This window comes from Pusillimonas minor, from assembly GCF_014237865.1.
In the GTDB taxonomy this organism is placed as follows: Bacteria; Pseudomonadota; Gammaproteobacteria; order Burkholderiales; family Burkholderiaceae_B; genus Neopusillimonas; species Neopusillimonas minor.
The window spans coordinates 329,302-345,241 of sequence record NZ_JACJUU010000001.1 but is presented as its reverse complement, the minus strand read 5'-3'; the positions used below and the strand labels follow the sequence as shown (position 1 = coordinate 345,241).

General features: G+C 58.7%; 15 protein-coding genes. 6 read left to right on the top strand and 9 right to left on the bottom strand.

Going from position 1 to position 15,940, the window contains the following annotated elements:
- Positions 1 to 42 precede the first annotated feature (42 nt).
- The 6 genes from GTU67_RS01805 (at position 43) to ftsB (ending at position 7,465) form a co-directional block, all read left to right on the top strand.
- Positions 43 to 1,848 carry an aminopeptidase P family protein gene (locus tag GTU67_RS01805; RefSeq protein ID WP_430458986.1) on the top strand — a complete coding sequence of 602 codons (1,806 nt, stop codon included), beginning with the start codon at positions 43 to 45 and terminating at the stop codon, positions 1,846 to 1,848.
- A gap of 64 nt (positions 1,849 to 1,912) precedes the next feature.
- Positions 1,913 to 3,571 (top strand): CTP synthase, encoded by a 1,659-nt coding sequence (gene pyrG, locus GTU67_RS01800; protein WP_185778474.1) that lies wholly within the window; start codon positions 1,913 to 1,915, stop codon positions 3,569 to 3,571.
- Entirely contained in the window at positions 3,568 to 4,416 is an 849-nt protein-coding gene (kdsA, locus tag GTU67_RS01795) for a 3-deoxy-8-phosphooctulonate synthase (RefSeq protein ID WP_185778473.1), read from the top strand. The genes pyrG and kdsA overlap by 4 nt, the downstream gene beginning before the upstream one ends.
- 21 nt (positions 4,417 to 4,437) lie before the next feature.
- Complete coding sequence (locus GTU67_RS01790; RefSeq protein ID WP_185778472.1) at positions 4,438 to 5,799, top strand: MBL fold metallo-hydrolase RNA specificity domain-containing protein; 1,362 nt, start codon at positions 4,438 to 4,440, stop codon at positions 5,797 to 5,799.
- A 73-nt stretch (positions 5,800 to 5,872) separates the two neighbouring features.
- The gene (gene eno, locus GTU67_RS01785; protein ID WP_185778471.1) at positions 5,873 to 7,159 is read left to right on the top strand and encodes a phosphopyruvate hydratase; all 1,287 of its coding nucleotides are present in this window, start codon (positions 5,873 to 5,875) and stop codon (positions 7,157 to 7,159) included.
- A gap of 18 nt (positions 7,160 to 7,177) precedes the next feature.
- Positions 7,178 to 7,465: a cell division protein FtsB gene (ftsB, locus tag GTU67_RS01780; RefSeq protein WP_093969039.1), complete on the top strand. Its 288-nt coding sequence runs from the start codon at positions 7,178 to 7,180 to the stop codon at positions 7,463 to 7,465.
- On the opposite strand, the gene GTU67_RS01775 is transcribed toward ftsB, so the two are convergent.
- From GTU67_RS01775 to GTU67_RS01735, 9 genes are all read right to left on the bottom strand, one after another.
- Positions 7,348 to 8,532: a TadE/TadG family type IV pilus assembly protein gene (locus GTU67_RS01775; RefSeq protein ID WP_185778470.1), complete on the bottom strand. Its 1,185-nt coding sequence runs from the start codon at positions 8,530 to 8,532 to the stop codon at positions 7,348 to 7,350. The genes ftsB and GTU67_RS01775 overlap by 118 nt on opposite strands.
- An 85-nt stretch (positions 8,533 to 8,617) precedes the next feature.
- A complete protein-coding gene (gene hslO / locus GTU67_RS01770) occupies positions 8,618 to 9,541 on the bottom strand; it encodes an Hsp33 family molecular chaperone HslO (RefSeq protein ID WP_185778469.1) in 924 nt (307 codons plus the stop codon).
- A gap of 34 nt (positions 9,542 to 9,575) precedes the next feature.
- Positions 9,576 to 10,097, bottom strand: coding sequence for a gamma carbonic anhydrase family protein (locus GTU67_RS01765; RefSeq protein WP_185778468.1), 522 nt, complete (start codon positions 10,095 to 10,097; stop codon positions 9,576 to 9,578).
- 21 nt (positions 10,098 to 10,118) lie between these two features.
- Positions 10,119 to 11,504, bottom strand: a complete 1,386-nt coding sequence (locus GTU67_RS01760) for an AMP-binding protein (RefSeq protein ID WP_185778467.1) — start codon at positions 11,502 to 11,504, stop codon at positions 10,119 to 10,121.
- 120 nt (positions 11,505 to 11,624) lie between these two features.
- Positions 11,625 to 12,149 (bottom strand): RDD family protein, encoded by a 525-nt coding sequence (locus tag GTU67_RS01755; protein ID WP_185778466.1) that lies wholly within the window; start codon positions 12,147 to 12,149, stop codon positions 11,625 to 11,627.
- A 172-nt stretch (positions 12,150 to 12,321) separates the two neighbouring features.
- A complete protein-coding gene (locus GTU67_RS01750; RefSeq protein WP_093969036.1) occupies positions 12,322 to 12,516 on the bottom strand; it encodes a hypothetical protein in 195 nt (64 codons plus the stop codon).
- A gap of 147 nt (positions 12,517 to 12,663) precedes the next feature.
- Entirely contained in the window at positions 12,664 to 14,196 is a 1,533-nt protein-coding gene (locus GTU67_RS01745; protein ID WP_185778465.1) for a THUMP domain-containing class I SAM-dependent RNA methyltransferase, read from the bottom strand.
- Positions 14,197 to 14,209: 13 nt separating this feature from the next.
- Positions 14,210 to 14,626, bottom strand: a complete 417-nt coding sequence (locus GTU67_RS01740; RefSeq protein ID WP_185778464.1) for a CopD family protein — start codon at positions 14,624 to 14,626, stop codon at positions 14,210 to 14,212.
- Positions 14,627 to 14,667: 41 nt separating this feature from the next.
- Complete coding sequence (locus tag GTU67_RS01735; RefSeq protein WP_185778463.1) at positions 14,668 to 15,930, bottom strand: glutamate-5-semialdehyde dehydrogenase; 1,263 nt, start codon at positions 15,928 to 15,930, stop codon at positions 14,668 to 14,670.
- Positions 15,931 to 15,940: the final 10 nt, after the last annotated feature.

Below are 15,940 nucleotides of genomic sequence, written 5' to 3'. Positions count from 1 at the left end.
GGCAAGCCGTTATTTTTTTGTATTTTTGATTGAGTAAATACCGTGGCTGATTTAACCCCCGATTCCACCCCCCAGTTTCGTCTGCAGGCTTTACGACAGGCCATGGCTACGCAAGGGGTAGACGCTTGCGTTGTGCTGTCGGCCGATCCGCATTTGTCCGAGTATCTGCCCGATCACTGGGCGGCCCGGGCCTGGTTGTCGGGGTTTGAAGGGTCTGCAGGTACGGTGGTGGTCACGGCGGGGTTTGCCGGTCTCTGGACAGACAGCCGCTACTGGGAGCAGGCGGTGAATGACCTGGACGGTACCGGAATCGAGACCATGCGGGCCGGCGCTGAAGGCGTGCCAACGCCTGCCGAGTGGCTGGTAGCCCATCTGCCTGTAGGCGCCAAGGTGGCTGTCGATGGCAATACGCTGGCCGTTTCTGCACATCGCCAGTGGCAAAGCACATTGTCTGGCGGCAGCCTGCGTTTGCAAACCGATCTCGACCTGGTCGGTAAAGTCTGGGCCAACCGTCCGCCTTTGCCAGGTGCGCCCGTGTTCGCGCACAAGCCGCCCCATGCCTGCCGGTCGCGCGTTGCCAATATTCAGGCCGTGCGCGCCCGGATGCTTGATCACGGCGCAAGTTGGCACTGGTTGTCGTCGCTTGATGACATTGCCTGGCTGCTGAATTTGCGCGGCGCCGATGTGTCGTACAACCCCGTTTTTCTGGCGCACGTCTTGTTGGGGACTGACGCCGTCACATTGTTCGTCGACCGCTCTAAATTGTCGCCCGAACTGGTTGCGCAGCTTGCCGCCGATGGTGTGACTGTCGAGCCCTATGAAGCCATTGGCGGGGCTTTGTCATGTTTGCCCGAGTCCGACACTTTGCTGTTTGATCCGGCTCGTACAACGGTGGGGCTGCTTTCGGCGGCGGCTTTTGTCAAACCCCTTGAGGCCGACAACCCCAGCATTTTGCTGAAAGCCTGCAAAACGCCCGAGGAAATCGCCCATGTTCGCGAAGCCATGGCCGAAGACGGCGCGGCCTTATGTGAATTTTTTGCGTGGTTTGAGTCTGCATTGGGCAATACACCTATTACCGAACTGACAATCGACGAAAAAATTACCGAAGCCCGGGCGCGCCGACCGGGGTTTGTCTCGCCCAGTTTTTCAACCATAGCCGCCTATAACGCCAATGGCGCCATGCCGCACTATCACGCCACGCCGCGCTCACATGCCCGCATCGAAGGCAACGGCCTGCTGCTTATTGATTCGGGTGGTCAGTATCTGGGGGGGACAACCGACATCACCCGGGTCGTGCCGGTGGGCACGCCCACGTCCGAACAAAAACGCGACTTCACATTGGTGTTGCGCGGCATGATTGCCTTGTCCCAGGCGCACTTCCCAAAGGGCATTGCCGCGCCCATGCTCGATCCAATCGCCCGGTTGCCTTTATGGCAGGCCGGTATCGAATTTGGCCACGGTACGGGGCATGGTGTGGGTTATTTCCTGAATGTTCACGAGGGGCCACAATCCATTTCGTATCGCACCCCCATCAAGCCGGCCATGGCGATGGCAACCGGCATGATTACGTCCAACGAACCTGGGGTGTACCGGCCCGGTCAATGGGGGGTGCGCATCGAAAACCTGGTGGTGTGTCAGCCGGCAGAACAAACACAGTTCGGCGAGTTCATGAAATTTGAAACCCTGACCTTGTGCCCGATCGATACGCGTTGCATTGACGCCGGTCTGCTGACCCCCGCCGATGTGGTCTGGTTGAACGACTATCACGCCTGCGTTCGTCAGACATTGTTGCCTAGGGTCAACGGTGCAGCGCGCGACTGGCTGATTGCGCGTACCGAACCGCTGTGAAACCGGTTGCGTCGGCTATAATTTCAATTTCCCGCTACCGCCCGGCGACACCGGGCGCTGATTTATGACCAAATATGTATTTGTAACGGGTGGGGTAGTGTCCTCGCTGGGTAAGGGCATCGCCGCTGCTTCATTGGCCGCCATTCTCGAGTCGCGTGGTTTGCGTGTCACCATGCTCAAGCTCGACCCCTACATCAACGTCGACCCTGGCACCATGAGCCCGTTCCAGCACGGTGAGGTGTTTGTCACCGAAGACGGCGCCGAAACCGACCTCGACCTGGGCCACTACGAGCGCTTTATTTCAACGCGCATGCGCAAGGTCAACAACTTCACCACCGGCCAAATTTACGAATCGGTGTTGCGCAAAGAGCGTCGCGGCGACTACCTGGGCAAAACCGTTCAGGTCATTCCGCACATTACCAACGAAATTCAAGACTTCATTGCCCGTGGCGCCAAGGCGGCCTATCAGGGCGAAGCCGATGTCGCCATTGTCGAAATCGGTGGCACCGTCGGCGATATCGAATCGTTGCCTTTTCTTGAAGCCGCCCGCCAAATGAGCTTGCGCCTGGGGCGTAACAATGCCGCGTTTGTGCACCTTACGTTGGTGCCGTTTATTGCGTCGGCCGGCGAGCTCAAAACCAAGCCTACCCAGCACTCGGTGCAAAAACTGCGCGAAATCGGTATTTATCCGCACGCCTTGTTGTGCCGTGCCGATCGCCGCATCCCCGACGACGAGCGCGCCAAAATTTCGCTGTTCTCCAACGTGCCGCTCGATGCCGTTATCTCGGTCTGGGACGTCGACTCGATTTATAAAATCCCGGCCATGCTGCATGCACAAGGCCTTGACAACCTCGTCTGCGATGCACTGGCGTTGTCGCCACCACCGGCCGACCTCACCGTCTGGGATCGCATGGTCGATGCCATCGAGCACCCCAAGAAAGAGGTCACCATCGGCATGGTCGGCAAGTATGTCGACCTGACCGAATCGTACAAGTCGCTTACCGAAGCCTTGGTGCACGCGGGCATTCATACCAGTTCCCACGTCAACATCGAATACCTCGACTCCGAAGTCATCGAAGCCGAAGGTACGGCATGTCTCGAGCACCTCGACGCCATTCTGGTGCCGGGCGGCTTTGGCAAGCGGGGTACCGAGGGCAAAATTGCTGCCATTCGCTACGCCCGCGAAAACAGTGTGCCGTATCTGGGTATTTGCCTGGGCATGCAGCTGGGTGTTATTGAATTTGCCCGTAATGTCGCCCAGCTGGGTGGCGCCAACAGTACCGAGTTCGACCCGTCCACGCCGCACCCTGTGGTGGCTCTAATCACCGAATGGCAAGACCGCGAGGGCAAGGTCGAGCGCCGCGATCAAACGTCCGACCTGGGCGGTACGATGCGCAAGGGGGCGCAGCGCTGTCCGGTTCGCCCGGGTACACTGGCCCATAAAATTTATGGCGACGAAGTCAACGAACGTCATCGTCACCGCTACGAAGTCAACAATGTCTATGTGTCGCGCCTTGAAGAGTCCGGCCTGGTCATTAGCGCACGTACCCCCACCGAACAACTGCCCGAAATCATGGAGCTGCCTGCGCACCCCTGGTTCATGGGCGTGCAGTTTCACCCCGAATTCACCTCAACACCCCGCGACGGCCATCCCTTGTTCACGGGCTATATCAAGGCCGCGCTCCAGCACCAGGCCCAGCGTCCGGTCAAGGGTTCGGCATGAAGCTGTGCGGGTTCGAAGCCGGGTTGAACCGGCCGTTCTTCCTCATCGCAGGCCCCTGCGTGATCGAGTCGCGCCAAATGGCCTTCGATACCGCCGGTCGCCTGCAAGAAATCACGCAACAGCTGGGCATCCCGTTCATTTACAAAAGCTCGTTCGACAAGGCTAACCGTAGTTCCGGCAAGTCTTTCCGGGGCCCGGGTATGCAAGAGGGCCTGCAAATTCTGGCCGATGTTCGCGCTCAGCTGGGTGTGCCCGTGCTTACCGATATCCACGATCAATCACAGGTCGACGACGTCGCCGCGGTGGTCGACGTGCTTCAGACGCCTGCGTTTTTGTGTCGCCAAACCGACTTCATCCAGGCGTGTGCCGCCACGCTTAAGCCTGTCAACATTAAAAAGGGGCAGTTCCTGGCCCCTCACGACATGCTTCAGGTGGTAAACAAGGCGCGCGATGCTGCTATTGCGGCCGGCGGCGACGGCAGTAACATCATGGTGTGCGAGCGCGGCGCATCGTTTGGCTACAACAACCTGGTGTCCGACATGCGGTCACTGGCCATCATGCGCGAAACCGGCTGCCCGGTCGTATTCGACGCCACCCATTCGGTGCAGTTGCCCGGCGGGCAAGGTACATCGTCTGGCGGGCAACGCGAGTTCGTTCCGGTCCTGGCGCGCGCCGCGGTGGCGGTTGGCATTGCCGGTTTGTTCATGGAAACCCACCCCAATCCCGACCAGGCCCTGTCCGACGGCCCCAATGCCGTTCCGCTGGGGCAAATGCCGGGTTTGCTTAAATCACTGGTCAGTATCGATCGCTGCGTCAAAGAAAACGGCCTGTTCGAGCTCGACTGATCATCACCTGGCGGAGGAGCCATGGAGTTATCGTTTCTGGGTGCGGCGGGCACGGTTACCGGGTCGCGTCACATGCTCGAGTCAAACGGGCAACGCATTTTGGTTGACTGCGGCCTGTTTCAGGGGCTCAAGTTCTTGCGTCAACGCAACTGGGCGCCTTTTCCAGTCGATCCGGCCAGCATTAACGCCGTTGTACTTACTCACGCCCATCTCGATCACTCCGGTTATTTGCCGCGGCTGGGGCGCGATGGTTTCAAGGGCTCTGTTTTTGCCTCAGCGCCCACCATCGATCTGGCCGAAATCTTGCTGCTCGACAGCGCGCATATTCAAGAGTCCGATGCCGAGTTCGCCAATCGCCACAAGCTCAGTTCACACGAACCAGCCTTGCCGCTATACACCACCAAAGAGGCCCATAAAATCATTCGCCAGTTCCAGCCGCTGGCGCGCGATGCCTTTCACCCCATTGACCACGAACTGAAAATCAAGCTGCATCGTGCCGGGCATATTCTGGGGGCGTCTATTGTCGAAGTGCAATGGGATGGCCGAAAGCTGGTGTTTTCGGGTGATTTAGGCCGGTATAACGATCCGGTCATGCCCGACCCCGACGTGGTGGAAGAAGCCGATTACCTGGTGCTCGAGTCAACCTATGGCGACCGCAGTCACGACGCCAGCCCCCCCGAAGCCGTCCTTGAGGATATTATCCGGCGCACGGCCGAGCGTGGGGGTACTGTCGTGATCCCGGCGTTTGCCGTGGGGCGTGTGCAGTTATTGCTGTATTACCTGCACAAATTACGGCGCGAACGCCGTCTGCCCGAGAACATGCCCATTTACCTCGACAGCCCGATGTCGTTAAGTGCGGTTCGTGTACACCGCGATCATCCCGGCGAGCAAAAACTTACCCGGGCGCAAGTCAACGAGGTCAACCAGGTTGCCGAATACATCGAAAGTGTTGACGAATCCAAGGCGCTAGACGCCTCGGTCATGCCAAAAATCATTATTTCGGCCAGTGGCATGGCCACCGGGGGCAGGGTCGTGCATCACCTCAAGCGGTTTGCCCCCGATCCGCGGTCATCTATTTTGTTTGCGGGTTACCAGGCGGCCGGCACTCGCGGCGCAAAAATGCTGGCCGGGGCACAGACGATTAAAATACACGGCGAATATATCCCCGTTAAAGCCGAGCTCGACAACCTGTCGATGTTATCGGCACATGCCGACGCCGACGAAATCATGCGCTGGCTTGGCGGCTTTCGGCGCCCGCCGCGCGAAACGTTTCTGGTACACGGCGAACCCGAGGCGGCCGATGCCTTGCGTTGCCGTATTAAAGACGAGCTGGGCTGGCGGGTACGGGCTGTAGAGCACCTTGAAAAGGTGTCGCTCCGGTAAGGGCGTTCGTCTGCTCGAAGTACAATCCATTACTGTTAATTAACGCTATTTTATTTTTTTCACAGGACATTCAATGAGTGCAATCGTAGATATTATCGGGCGCGAAATTCTTGATTCGCGTGGCAACCCTACCGTCGAGTGCGACGTGTTGCTTGAGTCGGGTGCCATGGGCCGTGCCGCCGTGCCTTCGGGGGCCTCGACAGGCGCTCGCGAAGCCATCGAACTGCGCGACGGCGACAAAAGCCGTTACCTGGGCAAGGGCGTACTCAAGGCTGTCGAAAACCTTAATACCGAAATTTCCGAAGCGCTCATGGGGCTCGACGCTCAAGAGCAAACCTTTGTCGACCGTACGCTTATCGAACTTGACGGTACCGAGTCAAAAAGCCGCCTGGGCGCCAACGCCATTCTGGCGGCCAGTATGGCTGTGGCCCGCGCCGCCGCCGACGACTCAGGTCTGTCGTTGTACCGCTACTTTGGCGGCAGCGGCCCCATGCAAATGCCTGTGCCCATGATGAACGTTATCAACGGCGGCGCACACGCCAACAACACGCTCGACATGCAAGAATTCATGATCTTGCCGGTGGGCGCCACCAGCTTCCGCCAGTCGCTGCAAATGGGCGCCGAAGTGTTCCACGCCCTTAAAAAACTGATTCACGACCAGGGGATGTCGACTGCCGTCGGTGACGAAGGTGGTTTTGCGCCTAACGTGGCCAACCACGAAGCAGCCATCCAGCTTATTTTGCAGGCCATCGAAGCCGCCGGCTACGAAGCGGGTTCGCAAATTGCCCTGGGCCTCGATTGCGCCAGCTCCGAGTTCTATCGCGACGGCAAGTATCACCTGGCCGGCGAGGGTGGTGTTTCGCTCGAAGCCGCCGATTTCGCCAATTTGCTGGCGACCTGGTGCGACAAGTACCCCATCATCACCATCGAAGACGGTATGGCCGAAGATGACTGGGAAGGCTGGAAGATCCTGACACAGCAGTTGGGTAAAAAGGTTCAGTTGGTGGGCGACGACCTGTTCGTGACCAACACCAAAATCCTCAAGCAGGGTATTGACCAGAACATCGCCAACTCTATCCTGATCAAAATCAACCAGATCGGCACCCTGACCGAAACCTTCGCCGCCATCGAAATGGCCAAACGCGCAGGCTACACGGCCGTTATTTCGCATCGCTCGGGCGAAACCGAAGACTCGACCATTGCCGATATTGCCGTGGCCACCAACGCCATGCAAATCAAGACCGGTTCGCTGTCACGTTCCGATCGTATGGCCAAGTACAACCAGTTGCTTCGCATCGAAGAAGAGCTGGCTGAAGTGGCCTCGTATCCTGGTCGCGACGCGTTCTACAACCTGCGTTAATTTTTGTAGGGCAGGCTGATGCGCCTTGTTCTGTTGATTCTGGTGATATTGGCTGCGGCCATACAGTACCCCCTGTGGTGGGGTAAGGGCAGTTGGGCCCGGGTCAGCGAACTAGAACAGCAGCTTGCCCGTCAAGAAGAGAAAAACGAAGCCTTGGCCGCGCGTAACAACGCATTGGCGGCCGAGGTTCAAGACCTTAAATCGGGTACGGCCGCCGTCGAAGAGCGCGCCAGATTCGAGTTGGGTATGGTCAAAGAGGGCGATGTATTCGTGCATATATTGCCCTCCGACGAGCCTTCCCCCTGACTCTCCCCAGGCGAGGCTCCCTCGCCTTCTGCGCCACTGTTGCTATCGCTTGCGCCTTCACCGCCGTCCCCTGGCACCAGGTGATCGCCGGTGTTGCTGCTTCCGCTGCCATCGTTGTTTCCAGCGCCCGCGCTGCTGCCTTCCGGGGAGCCTTCGCCATAGTCGTTGGCGGGTGGGCCTGTGGTGCCGTGCTCTGCCGGCGGCTGCGGCGCGTCGGTATCGGTGACGGGCCAATGACGGTGTGCTGCGGTGTCGGGTGCACGCGTAACCCGGCCTGATGGATCATCGGGCCAGAGTACCGGGTGCGATTGCATGTCAATGACGGCTTCTTGCGTGAGCGCCGGCGTATGCCCCACGATGGCCTCCAGGCCGGGCAGTAAGGGTTTGTAGCGGTACGTCAACCTTAAGATAAGCGCATTGGCCTGGTAGATAGTCTGGGCCGATCGTGGGCCTGTGCCGTTGGGGCGGCCTTGTTGACGGTGCGCGGCGTCCTGTTCGAATTGGTAGCTGTTGTTAATGGTGGGCAACCCGCCGGGGTGTCGTACGTCTGGCGCTACTGTTTTAAAGTCGTCGAAGGCTGCTGCCGAGGGCGATACAATTTGAATGTGCCAGGGCAGTGTTGCGTGATGCCGACGGTGTCGTTCAAGCGCTTGTTGAACGCGCTGGGCTGACGACAGGTTGGCGGTGCCGGGGTAAAGCGGCCCTAGCGCGGCTTCGAAGGCGTTCGCAATAGACAATGGGTTGGCGTGTTCGGTGCTTCCTGCACGGCCTGCTTCGACCAGCGCCACGCTGATGGTTTGCCGGGTGAACATCCAGTGCGAAATTTCTATGCCGCCCAGAGCGGTTACCAGCAAAGGTATGGCCACCAGCAAAAATTCGATCAGCCCGGTACCGTGTTGCGGCGCCCAGACTTCATGCGGAGAATGCTGACGCCTGGGCAGCGCGCCGAAAGCAGCCAGTGCATTTTTTTTTACGCGATTAATTCGCGCCCGCGTTGTGGGGGCAGCGACTGCTTGTGGCAGCGACGCATTTTGCCAGAGAACCAGAAGGTAAAAAAAACGGGCCATCAGGCATTGTGTGCCTGGGCCCGGGTGTTGTCGACGACGGCTTATACGCCTGGATTAATTAGCCTGTGTTGTAAATTGAGCTTAATTAATGGACCGATTTAGGGTTGGCGTGGCCACTGTCGAGGTTTTCGGTGAAGAGGCCGGCGCAATCGACGGCATCGAAGGCATACGGTTTACCGCAGAAGTTGCACGATACGTCGATATTTTCGCGTTCGCCCAAAATGCTTTCGATTTCTTCGCGGCCCAGCATGCGCAGCATGTTCCCGACCCGCTCGCGAGTGCAAGGGCAGAACCAGTGAACCGTTTGGGGCTCGAAGGTTAGCAGGGCTTCTTCCCAGAACAGGCGCTTTACGATTTGATCGGATTCGAGGTTGAGGAGTTCGTCGGTTTGCAGTGTTTCGGACAAAATGACGGCGCGTTGCCAGGTATCGTCGGCGCTTTGTGCGTCGGCCAGTCGGTTGCCGCCATGGCCCGGCAGCCGCTGCAGCAGCATGCCTGTAGCGCAGCGCCCGTTGGCCGCCAGCCATAGTCGGGTATCGAGTTGTTCGGAATTGCGCATGTACAGTTCGAGCACCTGTGCGACGGTATCGCCTTCAAGCGGGACAATGCCTTGATAAGGCTGCAGGTCGGTGGTTTCGCGGTTGGGGTCGAGCACCACAATAAAGCGGCCTTGCCCGTTGGCGTTCAGCAGCGATTGCAAGGTACCGTCTTCTGGTATTTCGTGCCCCTCGCGCAGGGTAGCTGTGGCCCGGATGTTTAGATTGACGTTGCACTCGACCACAATTAAAGCGACAGGGCCATCGCCCTGCAGCTGCAGCACCAGAGAACCGTCGAGCTTGATATTGGATGCCAGCAGCACAGCTGCCGCTGCCAGTTCGCCCAGCAGACGTTCGACGCATGCGGGGTACTGCTGATGCACCAGCCCGGTTTGCCAGGCGTCGGTCAGGCGCACGGCCTGCACCCGGACAGACTGGTCTTGAAAAAGGTATTTTTTAAGTTCGTTGCTCATGTCGCTATTTTAGCCTAGCGCCACCGTGCTGCCTTTACTTCAGGCGTTTCAGGTGCTGGGCGTATTCGCGACCGCGGTCGGCATAATGCTGGCTGTTATGCGAAAGGTTGTGCAGCTCTTCTTCCGATAGCTGGCGAACAATTTTACCGATGCCAATGACGAGTGAGCCATCGGGAATGTGACGGCCTTCGGGCACAATGGCGCCAGCGCCGATCAGGCAGTTTTTACCGATATGGGCATTGTTCAGGATAATGGCTTGCATGCCGATGAGGGTACCGTCTTCGATGGTGCAGCCATGCAGCATGGCCTGGTGTCCCACTGTGACGTTGTCGCCAATGGTCATGGGGATGCCTTCGTCGACGTGAAGCACACTGTTTTCCTGGATGTTGCTGTTAGACCCAATGATGATAGGGGCGTTGTCGCCACGGATGCTGACATTGGACCAGATGCTGACGCCAGCCTTGAGGGTGACGTCGCCAATAATATCGGCACTGTCAAAAATGAAAGTATCCGGGTCGATGCTGGGTATGAGATTTTTAAGCGCGTAAAGAGGCATGGCAAACAATCGGCAATGGTTTTAAAGGCTTAATGATACCGGCCCAGCCTGGTTTTCGTGGGCTTGTGAATTGGCCGCAAGCGAATGTTGTTTGTGGCCGGCGAACCAAAAATAGCCGTCGCGGTCTATTGAGGCCAAATCGCCGGTCAGAAACCAGTTATGTCGGAAGCGCTTGGCGGTTTCGTCGTCTTGCTGCCAGTAACCCAAGAATATGGCCGGGTCATGGAACCCGTTAAGGTCGAAACGGTTGACGGCGATTTCGCCGACTGTGCCGGCAGGGCAGACGCGCCCGGTGTCGTCTAGCACGCTGACGAGGTGCCCTGGGTAGGCGCGGCCCATACTGCCAGGACGAGCTGGCCAGCGCAGGTGGCTATGGCCAATAAGATAAGCCGCCTCGGTTACGCCATAAACATGGTTGGGGCTTAGGCCCAGAATAGCTTCGCACCACTCGTGAATGGCCGGGGTGGGGTGTGTGCCGGTGGCCATAATGGCCCGTAGTGAAAACTGCGCTGGGCTTAAGTCGGGCGATTCGACCATGACGGCCCGCAACGACGACCAGGGCACGCTGATATTAGTGACTTTGTAATCAATAAGCGCACTGAGTGTGCGCTGTACCGAGTGGTTGCCTTGGAGGCCGACAATGGGCCGACCAAAATACAAGCAGGGTAATAGGCCGTTAAGCAGGCCGTCGGGCGTGGTCCAGTCAGACTGGGTCCAGAAGACGTCGTCGGGCAGCGGAAACCAGTTTTGCGAGGCGACAAAGCCGGGCAACTGGCCGATCAGTGCGCTGTGTGACAGCATAATGCCTTGCAAGGGCGTGTCGGTGGCCATGGGGTAGATAAGGAATGCCGGACTTTGCGCACTGGTAGGGGCCAGACGGAAGCTGCTGTTTTGGCGCGCCAGCAGGCTGGACCAAGAGAGCGTGGCTTCGTGCTGGAACCCGAAACCGATGATTTGCCCTAATGCCGGGTAGCGCGACTGCGCTTGTAGCAAACTGGGGATATTGGCCGAATCGACGATGGCGATTTTGGCCTGCGCATTGACCACCCGGGCGGTAACTTGCTGCGCCGTTAATATGGATGAGAGCGGTACAACAACGCCACCTACCCCAAGAATGGCCATGCAGGCGGCGACAAATTCGGGGCCTTGCGCCATGGCGACAACGACCCGGTCGCCTTGCGCTACCCCCATGCGCAGCAGGCCGTTGGCCAGTTTGCAGGTGGTTTCGGCTAATTGGCCATAACTGCACCTAAGGGTGTCGCCAAATTCGTCTTCGCCAAGTATCGCGGGGCGGCGGCCTTCGAGGGGGTTGGTGGCCCACCGATGGATGCAAACCTCTGAGATATTGAACTGCGAGGGCACATACCACTTATAGGAAGCGTACAGCGCCGAGTACTGGTCGTTCATTGTCGTTGAAACACCTAACAGGTCATCGGAGACGATCCGGCAGTCTTTACCGATGCAAGCATGAACGACTCGGGCGTTATGTGCAATGTTTTGCGCGCACAATTGGCCGGGTATAAGGGTTTATACGGATACCAGCCGTGTGCCTAACAAACGGTCGTGCAAAAACTGCTTGTCTTGATCAATCCATGTCCAGATAAACAGTGCAAACGGGGTAAAAACAATCAGCAGATCGGTGGCACCAAAGCCCGTGACCAGGCCCAGCCCCTTGACCAGCAGCGCTGCCACGAGCAGTACCGGCCAGATCAACAAGTACCGCAAGACCAGCCGCGACAGACGGGGCGGCTTACCGTCGCGGTCAATAAGGCGCACATTCCAGGTTTTCATGGGCAGGGTTTGCCCGCCGTAACGCCAGCACGCTACAAAATACAAGCCAATGGCCAGGAAAAGTACAAACTGCCGCCCATGCCTGAAGGTCAGCCCGCTGCGGCTTTGTGTTAGCGTGTCGAACAGGTAGCCGGCCAGAAAGACCACGGCAAAAAGCAACACGCCTTCATACATCATGCAGGCGAAGCGTTTAAGGCGACTGGGTGTCTGTAAAGCCGGTGTGGTCGGCGTTGCGGGGGTAGGACGCGTCTTTTTTGACATTGCTGGGCAGAAAAAATAAATAGGTGCCCGCATTATCGCCCATTACGCCAGGCCTCGCGGCTTGGCGACTGCAAAAGCAAAAAGCCGCAAAGTGCGGCTTTTTCTTCGACTGATCGCGTCGGGGGCAGATTCTACCCGGAAGGGCGCGAATCAGCGGGTACTGCGGTTGACCTCAGGCAGCTGATTCAGCAGTGCGTACGGTAACAACTTTTGCAGGTGCGCTTTTTGCTGCTTTGCCGCTAAGTTTCACGAACAGGTTTTTCAGCGCTTTACCGGGCTTGATGCGCATTTGCTCTTCGATAGCGGCTTGCATAAGCTGGCGCTCGAGTTCATCGGTAAGACGGATGTCGCTGTGCAGTTGGTTCATGATTTAGCCTCTTTAAGTAAATTGAACGTTTCGTTCAGGGTTAACCCTATTATAGGGAAAACCCTAGGCCAATTGCAAGCGGTTTTGCTGCACTGCGTAAAAATGTTGTTTTTTATGTGGGTGTGGTGCCAAAAAACTACAGTGTGTTCACTTCTTTTCGCGTCGATAGCTTTCTTTGACCATGTCGAACACGAAAAGGCGGCAGTCGAGGGCGCCATTATGCAAAGGGATGCGGCGGCGCGGCTTCAGGCGCAGTTTCTGAGGGAGTTCGAGGTCACTGGAAATAATGTTTACGTGCCAATTGCTGTAGTTCTGCTTAAGGTTTTGCGACCACTGCCACCACAGGTCGTCGTCGCTGTCTTCCAGGCGCTCGCCATAGGGCGGGTTGGTAACCAGCCAGCCGTGATCGGCCGGCGGCAGCACGTTGCGGGCATCGGCGACTTCAAAACGGATGGTGTCGGGCGTCAGCCAGGCGCGGTCGAGGTTTTGTTTAGCGGCGTCGATGGCGGCCGGGTTCAGGTCGCAACCCACCAGCGGGGTGTCGAGCCGGGTTGCAATGCGCGCACGGGCTTCGGCCTTGATGTCTTTCCAGTGGCGGTCGTCGTGGTTGCGCAGGCGTTCGAAGGCAAAGGGGCGCCAGATGCCCGCGGGTACGCCCAGGGCTATCCAGGCCGCCTCGATAATAATGGTGCCGCTGCCGCAGAAAGGGTCGAGCAGCGGGGCGTTTGGGTCCCAGCCCGAAAGCGCAAGCAAGCCGGCCGCGAGGTTCTCGCGGATGGGGGCTTCGCCTTTGTCAAGGCGCCAGCCGCGCTTGAACAGCGACTCGCCGGACGTGTCCAGATACAGGGTTGCGCTGGTTTCGTCGAGAAAGAGGTGTACGCGGGCGTCGGGTCGGACCGTGTCGATGTCTGGGCGCTGGCCTTCTTTGTCGCGCAGGCGGTCGCAAATACCGTCTTTGGCGCGCAGATTGCAATATTGCAGGCTTTGCATCGGGCTGCGAATAGCCGACGTATCGACCCGCAGCGTTTGTTCGGCACCGAACCAGCGTTCCCAGGGTGTGTTGTACGCGAGGTCAAGAATGTCGTTTTCGGTGTTGACGGGCCGGTGGGCCACCTGCACAAGGACGCGCGTTGCCAGACGCGAATACAGGTTGATGCGCAAGATACCTGACCAGTCGGTGGTCAGTCGGCACCCCGCCCGATCGGCAACAGCGTCGTCAAACCCCAGGGCATTCAGTTCGGCCGCCAGGGCTTCTTCGAGCCCGTGCGGGCACGGGGTGAACACACGAAATGTTTCGGCAACCCGGATGCGGCTGGGGCTGTTGCGCGCGTCGGACCTGGGGCGGCGTACAACGCCAGACGTGGCGGCGTGTTGCGAAGGATGGTCTGTGGCTGGGCGGCGTCTGGTCGGCGCACGCTCGGCGGCGGGGGACCATTCAGGCTTCGCCGGCCGGGCCGTGTCGGCCGATGTGTCGACCGTCGGGGCATCGGCCAGCTCGGCCTCGAAGGTGTCGAAGGTGTCGGTTTTGCGTCGTGTCAGTTCGCGCTGGGCCACCAGGCGGGCTCGTGCGCCCGAGCGTTTGCGGGGCCCGTGCCCGGGTCGGCCCGAAGTACTGGCTTCGGTGGCGTCGGAAGACTTCTTTTTAAGCGTGAGCGTTTTCTTGGGTTGCGATGTCGTCATGGTCGTTATTGTTTTAGAAGGGCCGGGTCACGACCAGGATGAGGATAATCAGCAACAGAATGACCGGTAGTTCGTTGTACCAGCGGTAAAAACGGTGGCAGCGGGTATTGGCGTGGGCTTCGAAGCGGCGCAAGATACGCGCGCAACTGGCGTGGTAGCCCAGCAAAACGATGACAAACAGCAGTTTTGCGTGCATCCAGCCCTGGCCACGCCCCAGGCCATAGCCCAAATACAGCCATAAGCCCAATACAACGGCCGGCACCGCCAGGATGGTCATGAAGCGATACAGGCGACGGGCCATGCCAACCAGGGTGTCATAGGTTTCGCCGGCGGGCGTCTGCGCCAGGTTGACGTAGATGCGGGGCAAGTAAAACAGGCCGGCAAACCAAGAGATGACAAACAACAGATGGAAGGTCTTTACCCAGAGCATGGAAGTGGCGCCAAAACCAAAGTGATGTGTGAAACGTGCGATTAACCGCGCAATTGACCGTTGCCTGTCAGCACCCATTTCAGGGTTGTCAGGCCTTCGAGCCCAACCGGCCCGCGTGCGTGCAGACGGTTGGTTGAAATGCCGATTTCGGCGCCTAACCCGTATTCGAAGCCATCGGCAAAGCATGTCGGCAAGTTGATGTACACCGAGCTCGAGTCGACATGGCGCTGAAAGCGGGTGGCGGCATCGAGGTTTTCGGTGACGATGGCTTCGGTGTGACCCGAGCTGTAACGTGCGATATGCGCCATGGCTTCGTCTTGTGAGTCGACAATGCGCACGGCCAGTATGGCGGCCAGGTATTCGGTGGCCCAGTCTTCTTCTGTGGCCGCAACGGCCTCGGGTACAAGCGCACGCGTGCGGTCGCACCCGCGCAGTTCAACGCCTTTGTCGAGCAGTGTGCGCGCAATGCGTGGCAGGGCGACGGGCGCGATGTCGGCGTGCACCAGCAGGGTTTCCATGGCACCGCACACGCCGTAACGATATGTTTTGGCATTGACCGCAATATCGTGAGCCTTGTCGATGTCGGCCGCATGGTCGATATAAACATGACAATTACCGTCGAGGTGCTTGATGAGTGGCACTTTGGCTTCTTCAGAGAGGCGTTTGATGAGCCCCTTGCCGCCACGCGGGATGATCACGTCGACGTAATCGGTCAGGGTAATGAGGTGCCCGACGGCGGCACGGTCGGTCGTGTCAATGACTTGTACCGCATGCTCGGGTAAGCCGGCATCGGCCAAACCAGCCTGAATGATGCGGCCCAGTGCGCGGTTGCTGTGAAATGCTTCGCTGCCGCCGCGCAAAATGGTGGCGTTACCCGATTTAAGACACAGGGCGGCGGCGTCGATGGTGACGTTGGGGCGTGACTCGTAGATGATGCCAATAACCCCCAAAGGTACGCGCATTTGCCCGACGCGCATGCCGTTGGGTCGAAGCGTTGACGCCGTCATGCTGCCGACGGGGTCGGGCATGGCGGCGATCTGGCGCAAACCGGTGGCCATGATGTTCAGGGCCTTGTCAGACAGGGTCAGGCGGTCGAGCAAGGCAGGTTCAAGGTTGTTCTGGCGTGCTGCCTCCAGGTCGCGCGCGTTCTCGGCTTGCAGCTCGGCGCGTTGCGATTCGAGGCGGTTGGCCATGGCCAGCAAGGCGGCCGATTTGGCCTGGTCGGAAGCGACCATCAGGTCGCGGGAAGCGGCGCGCGCACGGCGCCCCAGTTCGGTGATGGCGTGAGCGATGTCTTGTGTCATGGCAATACTT

Coding starts and splice junctions, on each gene's coding strand:
- pyrG (WP_185778474.1), top strand. CDS start 1,913: ATGACCAAATATGTATTTGTAACGGGTGGGGTAGTGTCCTCGCTGGGT.
- kdsA (WP_185778473.1), top strand. CDS start 3,568: ATGAAGCTGTGCGGGTTCGAAGCCGGGTTGAACCGGCCGTTCTTCCTC.
- GTU67_RS01790 (WP_185778472.1), top strand. CDS start 4,438: ATGGAGTTATCGTTTCTGGGTGCGGCGGGCACGGTTACCGGGTCGCGT.
- eno (WP_185778471.1), top strand. CDS start 5,873: ATGAGTGCAATCGTAGATATTATCGGGCGCGAAATTCTTGATTCGCGT.
- ftsB (WP_093969039.1), top strand. CDS start 7,178: ATGCGCCTTGTTCTGTTGATTCTGGTGATATTGGCTGCGGCCATACAG.
- GTU67_RS01775 (WP_185778470.1), bottom strand. CDS start 8,532: ATGGCCCGTTTTTTTTACCTTCTGGTTCTCTGGCAAAATGCGTCGCTG.
- hslO (WP_185778469.1), bottom strand. CDS start 9,541: ATGAGCAACGAACTTAAAAAATACCTTTTTCAAGACCAGTCTGTCCGG.
- GTU67_RS01765 (WP_185778468.1), bottom strand. CDS start 10,097: ATGCCTCTTTACGCGCTTAAAAATCTCATACCCAGCATCGACCCGGAT.
- GTU67_RS01760 (WP_185778467.1), bottom strand. CDS start 11,504: ATGAACGACCAGTACTCGGCGCTGTACGCTTCCTATAAGTGGTATGTG.
- GTU67_RS01755 (WP_185778466.1), bottom strand. CDS start 12,149: ATGTCAAAAAAGACGCGTCCTACCCCCGCAACGCCGACCACACCGGCT.
- GTU67_RS01750 (WP_093969036.1), bottom strand. CDS start 12,516: ATGAACCAACTGCACAGCGACATCCGTCTTACCGATGAACTCGAGCGC.
- GTU67_RS01745 (WP_185778465.1), bottom strand. CDS start 14,196: ATGACGACATCGCAACCCAAGAAAACGCTCACGCTTAAAAAGAAGTCT.
- GTU67_RS01740 (WP_185778464.1), bottom strand. CDS start 14,626: ATGCTCTGGGTAAAGACCTTCCATCTGTTGTTTGTCATCTCTTGGTTT.
- GTU67_RS01735 (WP_185778463.1), bottom strand. CDS start 15,930: ATGACACAAGACATCGCTCACGCCATCACCGAACTGGGGCGCCGTGCG.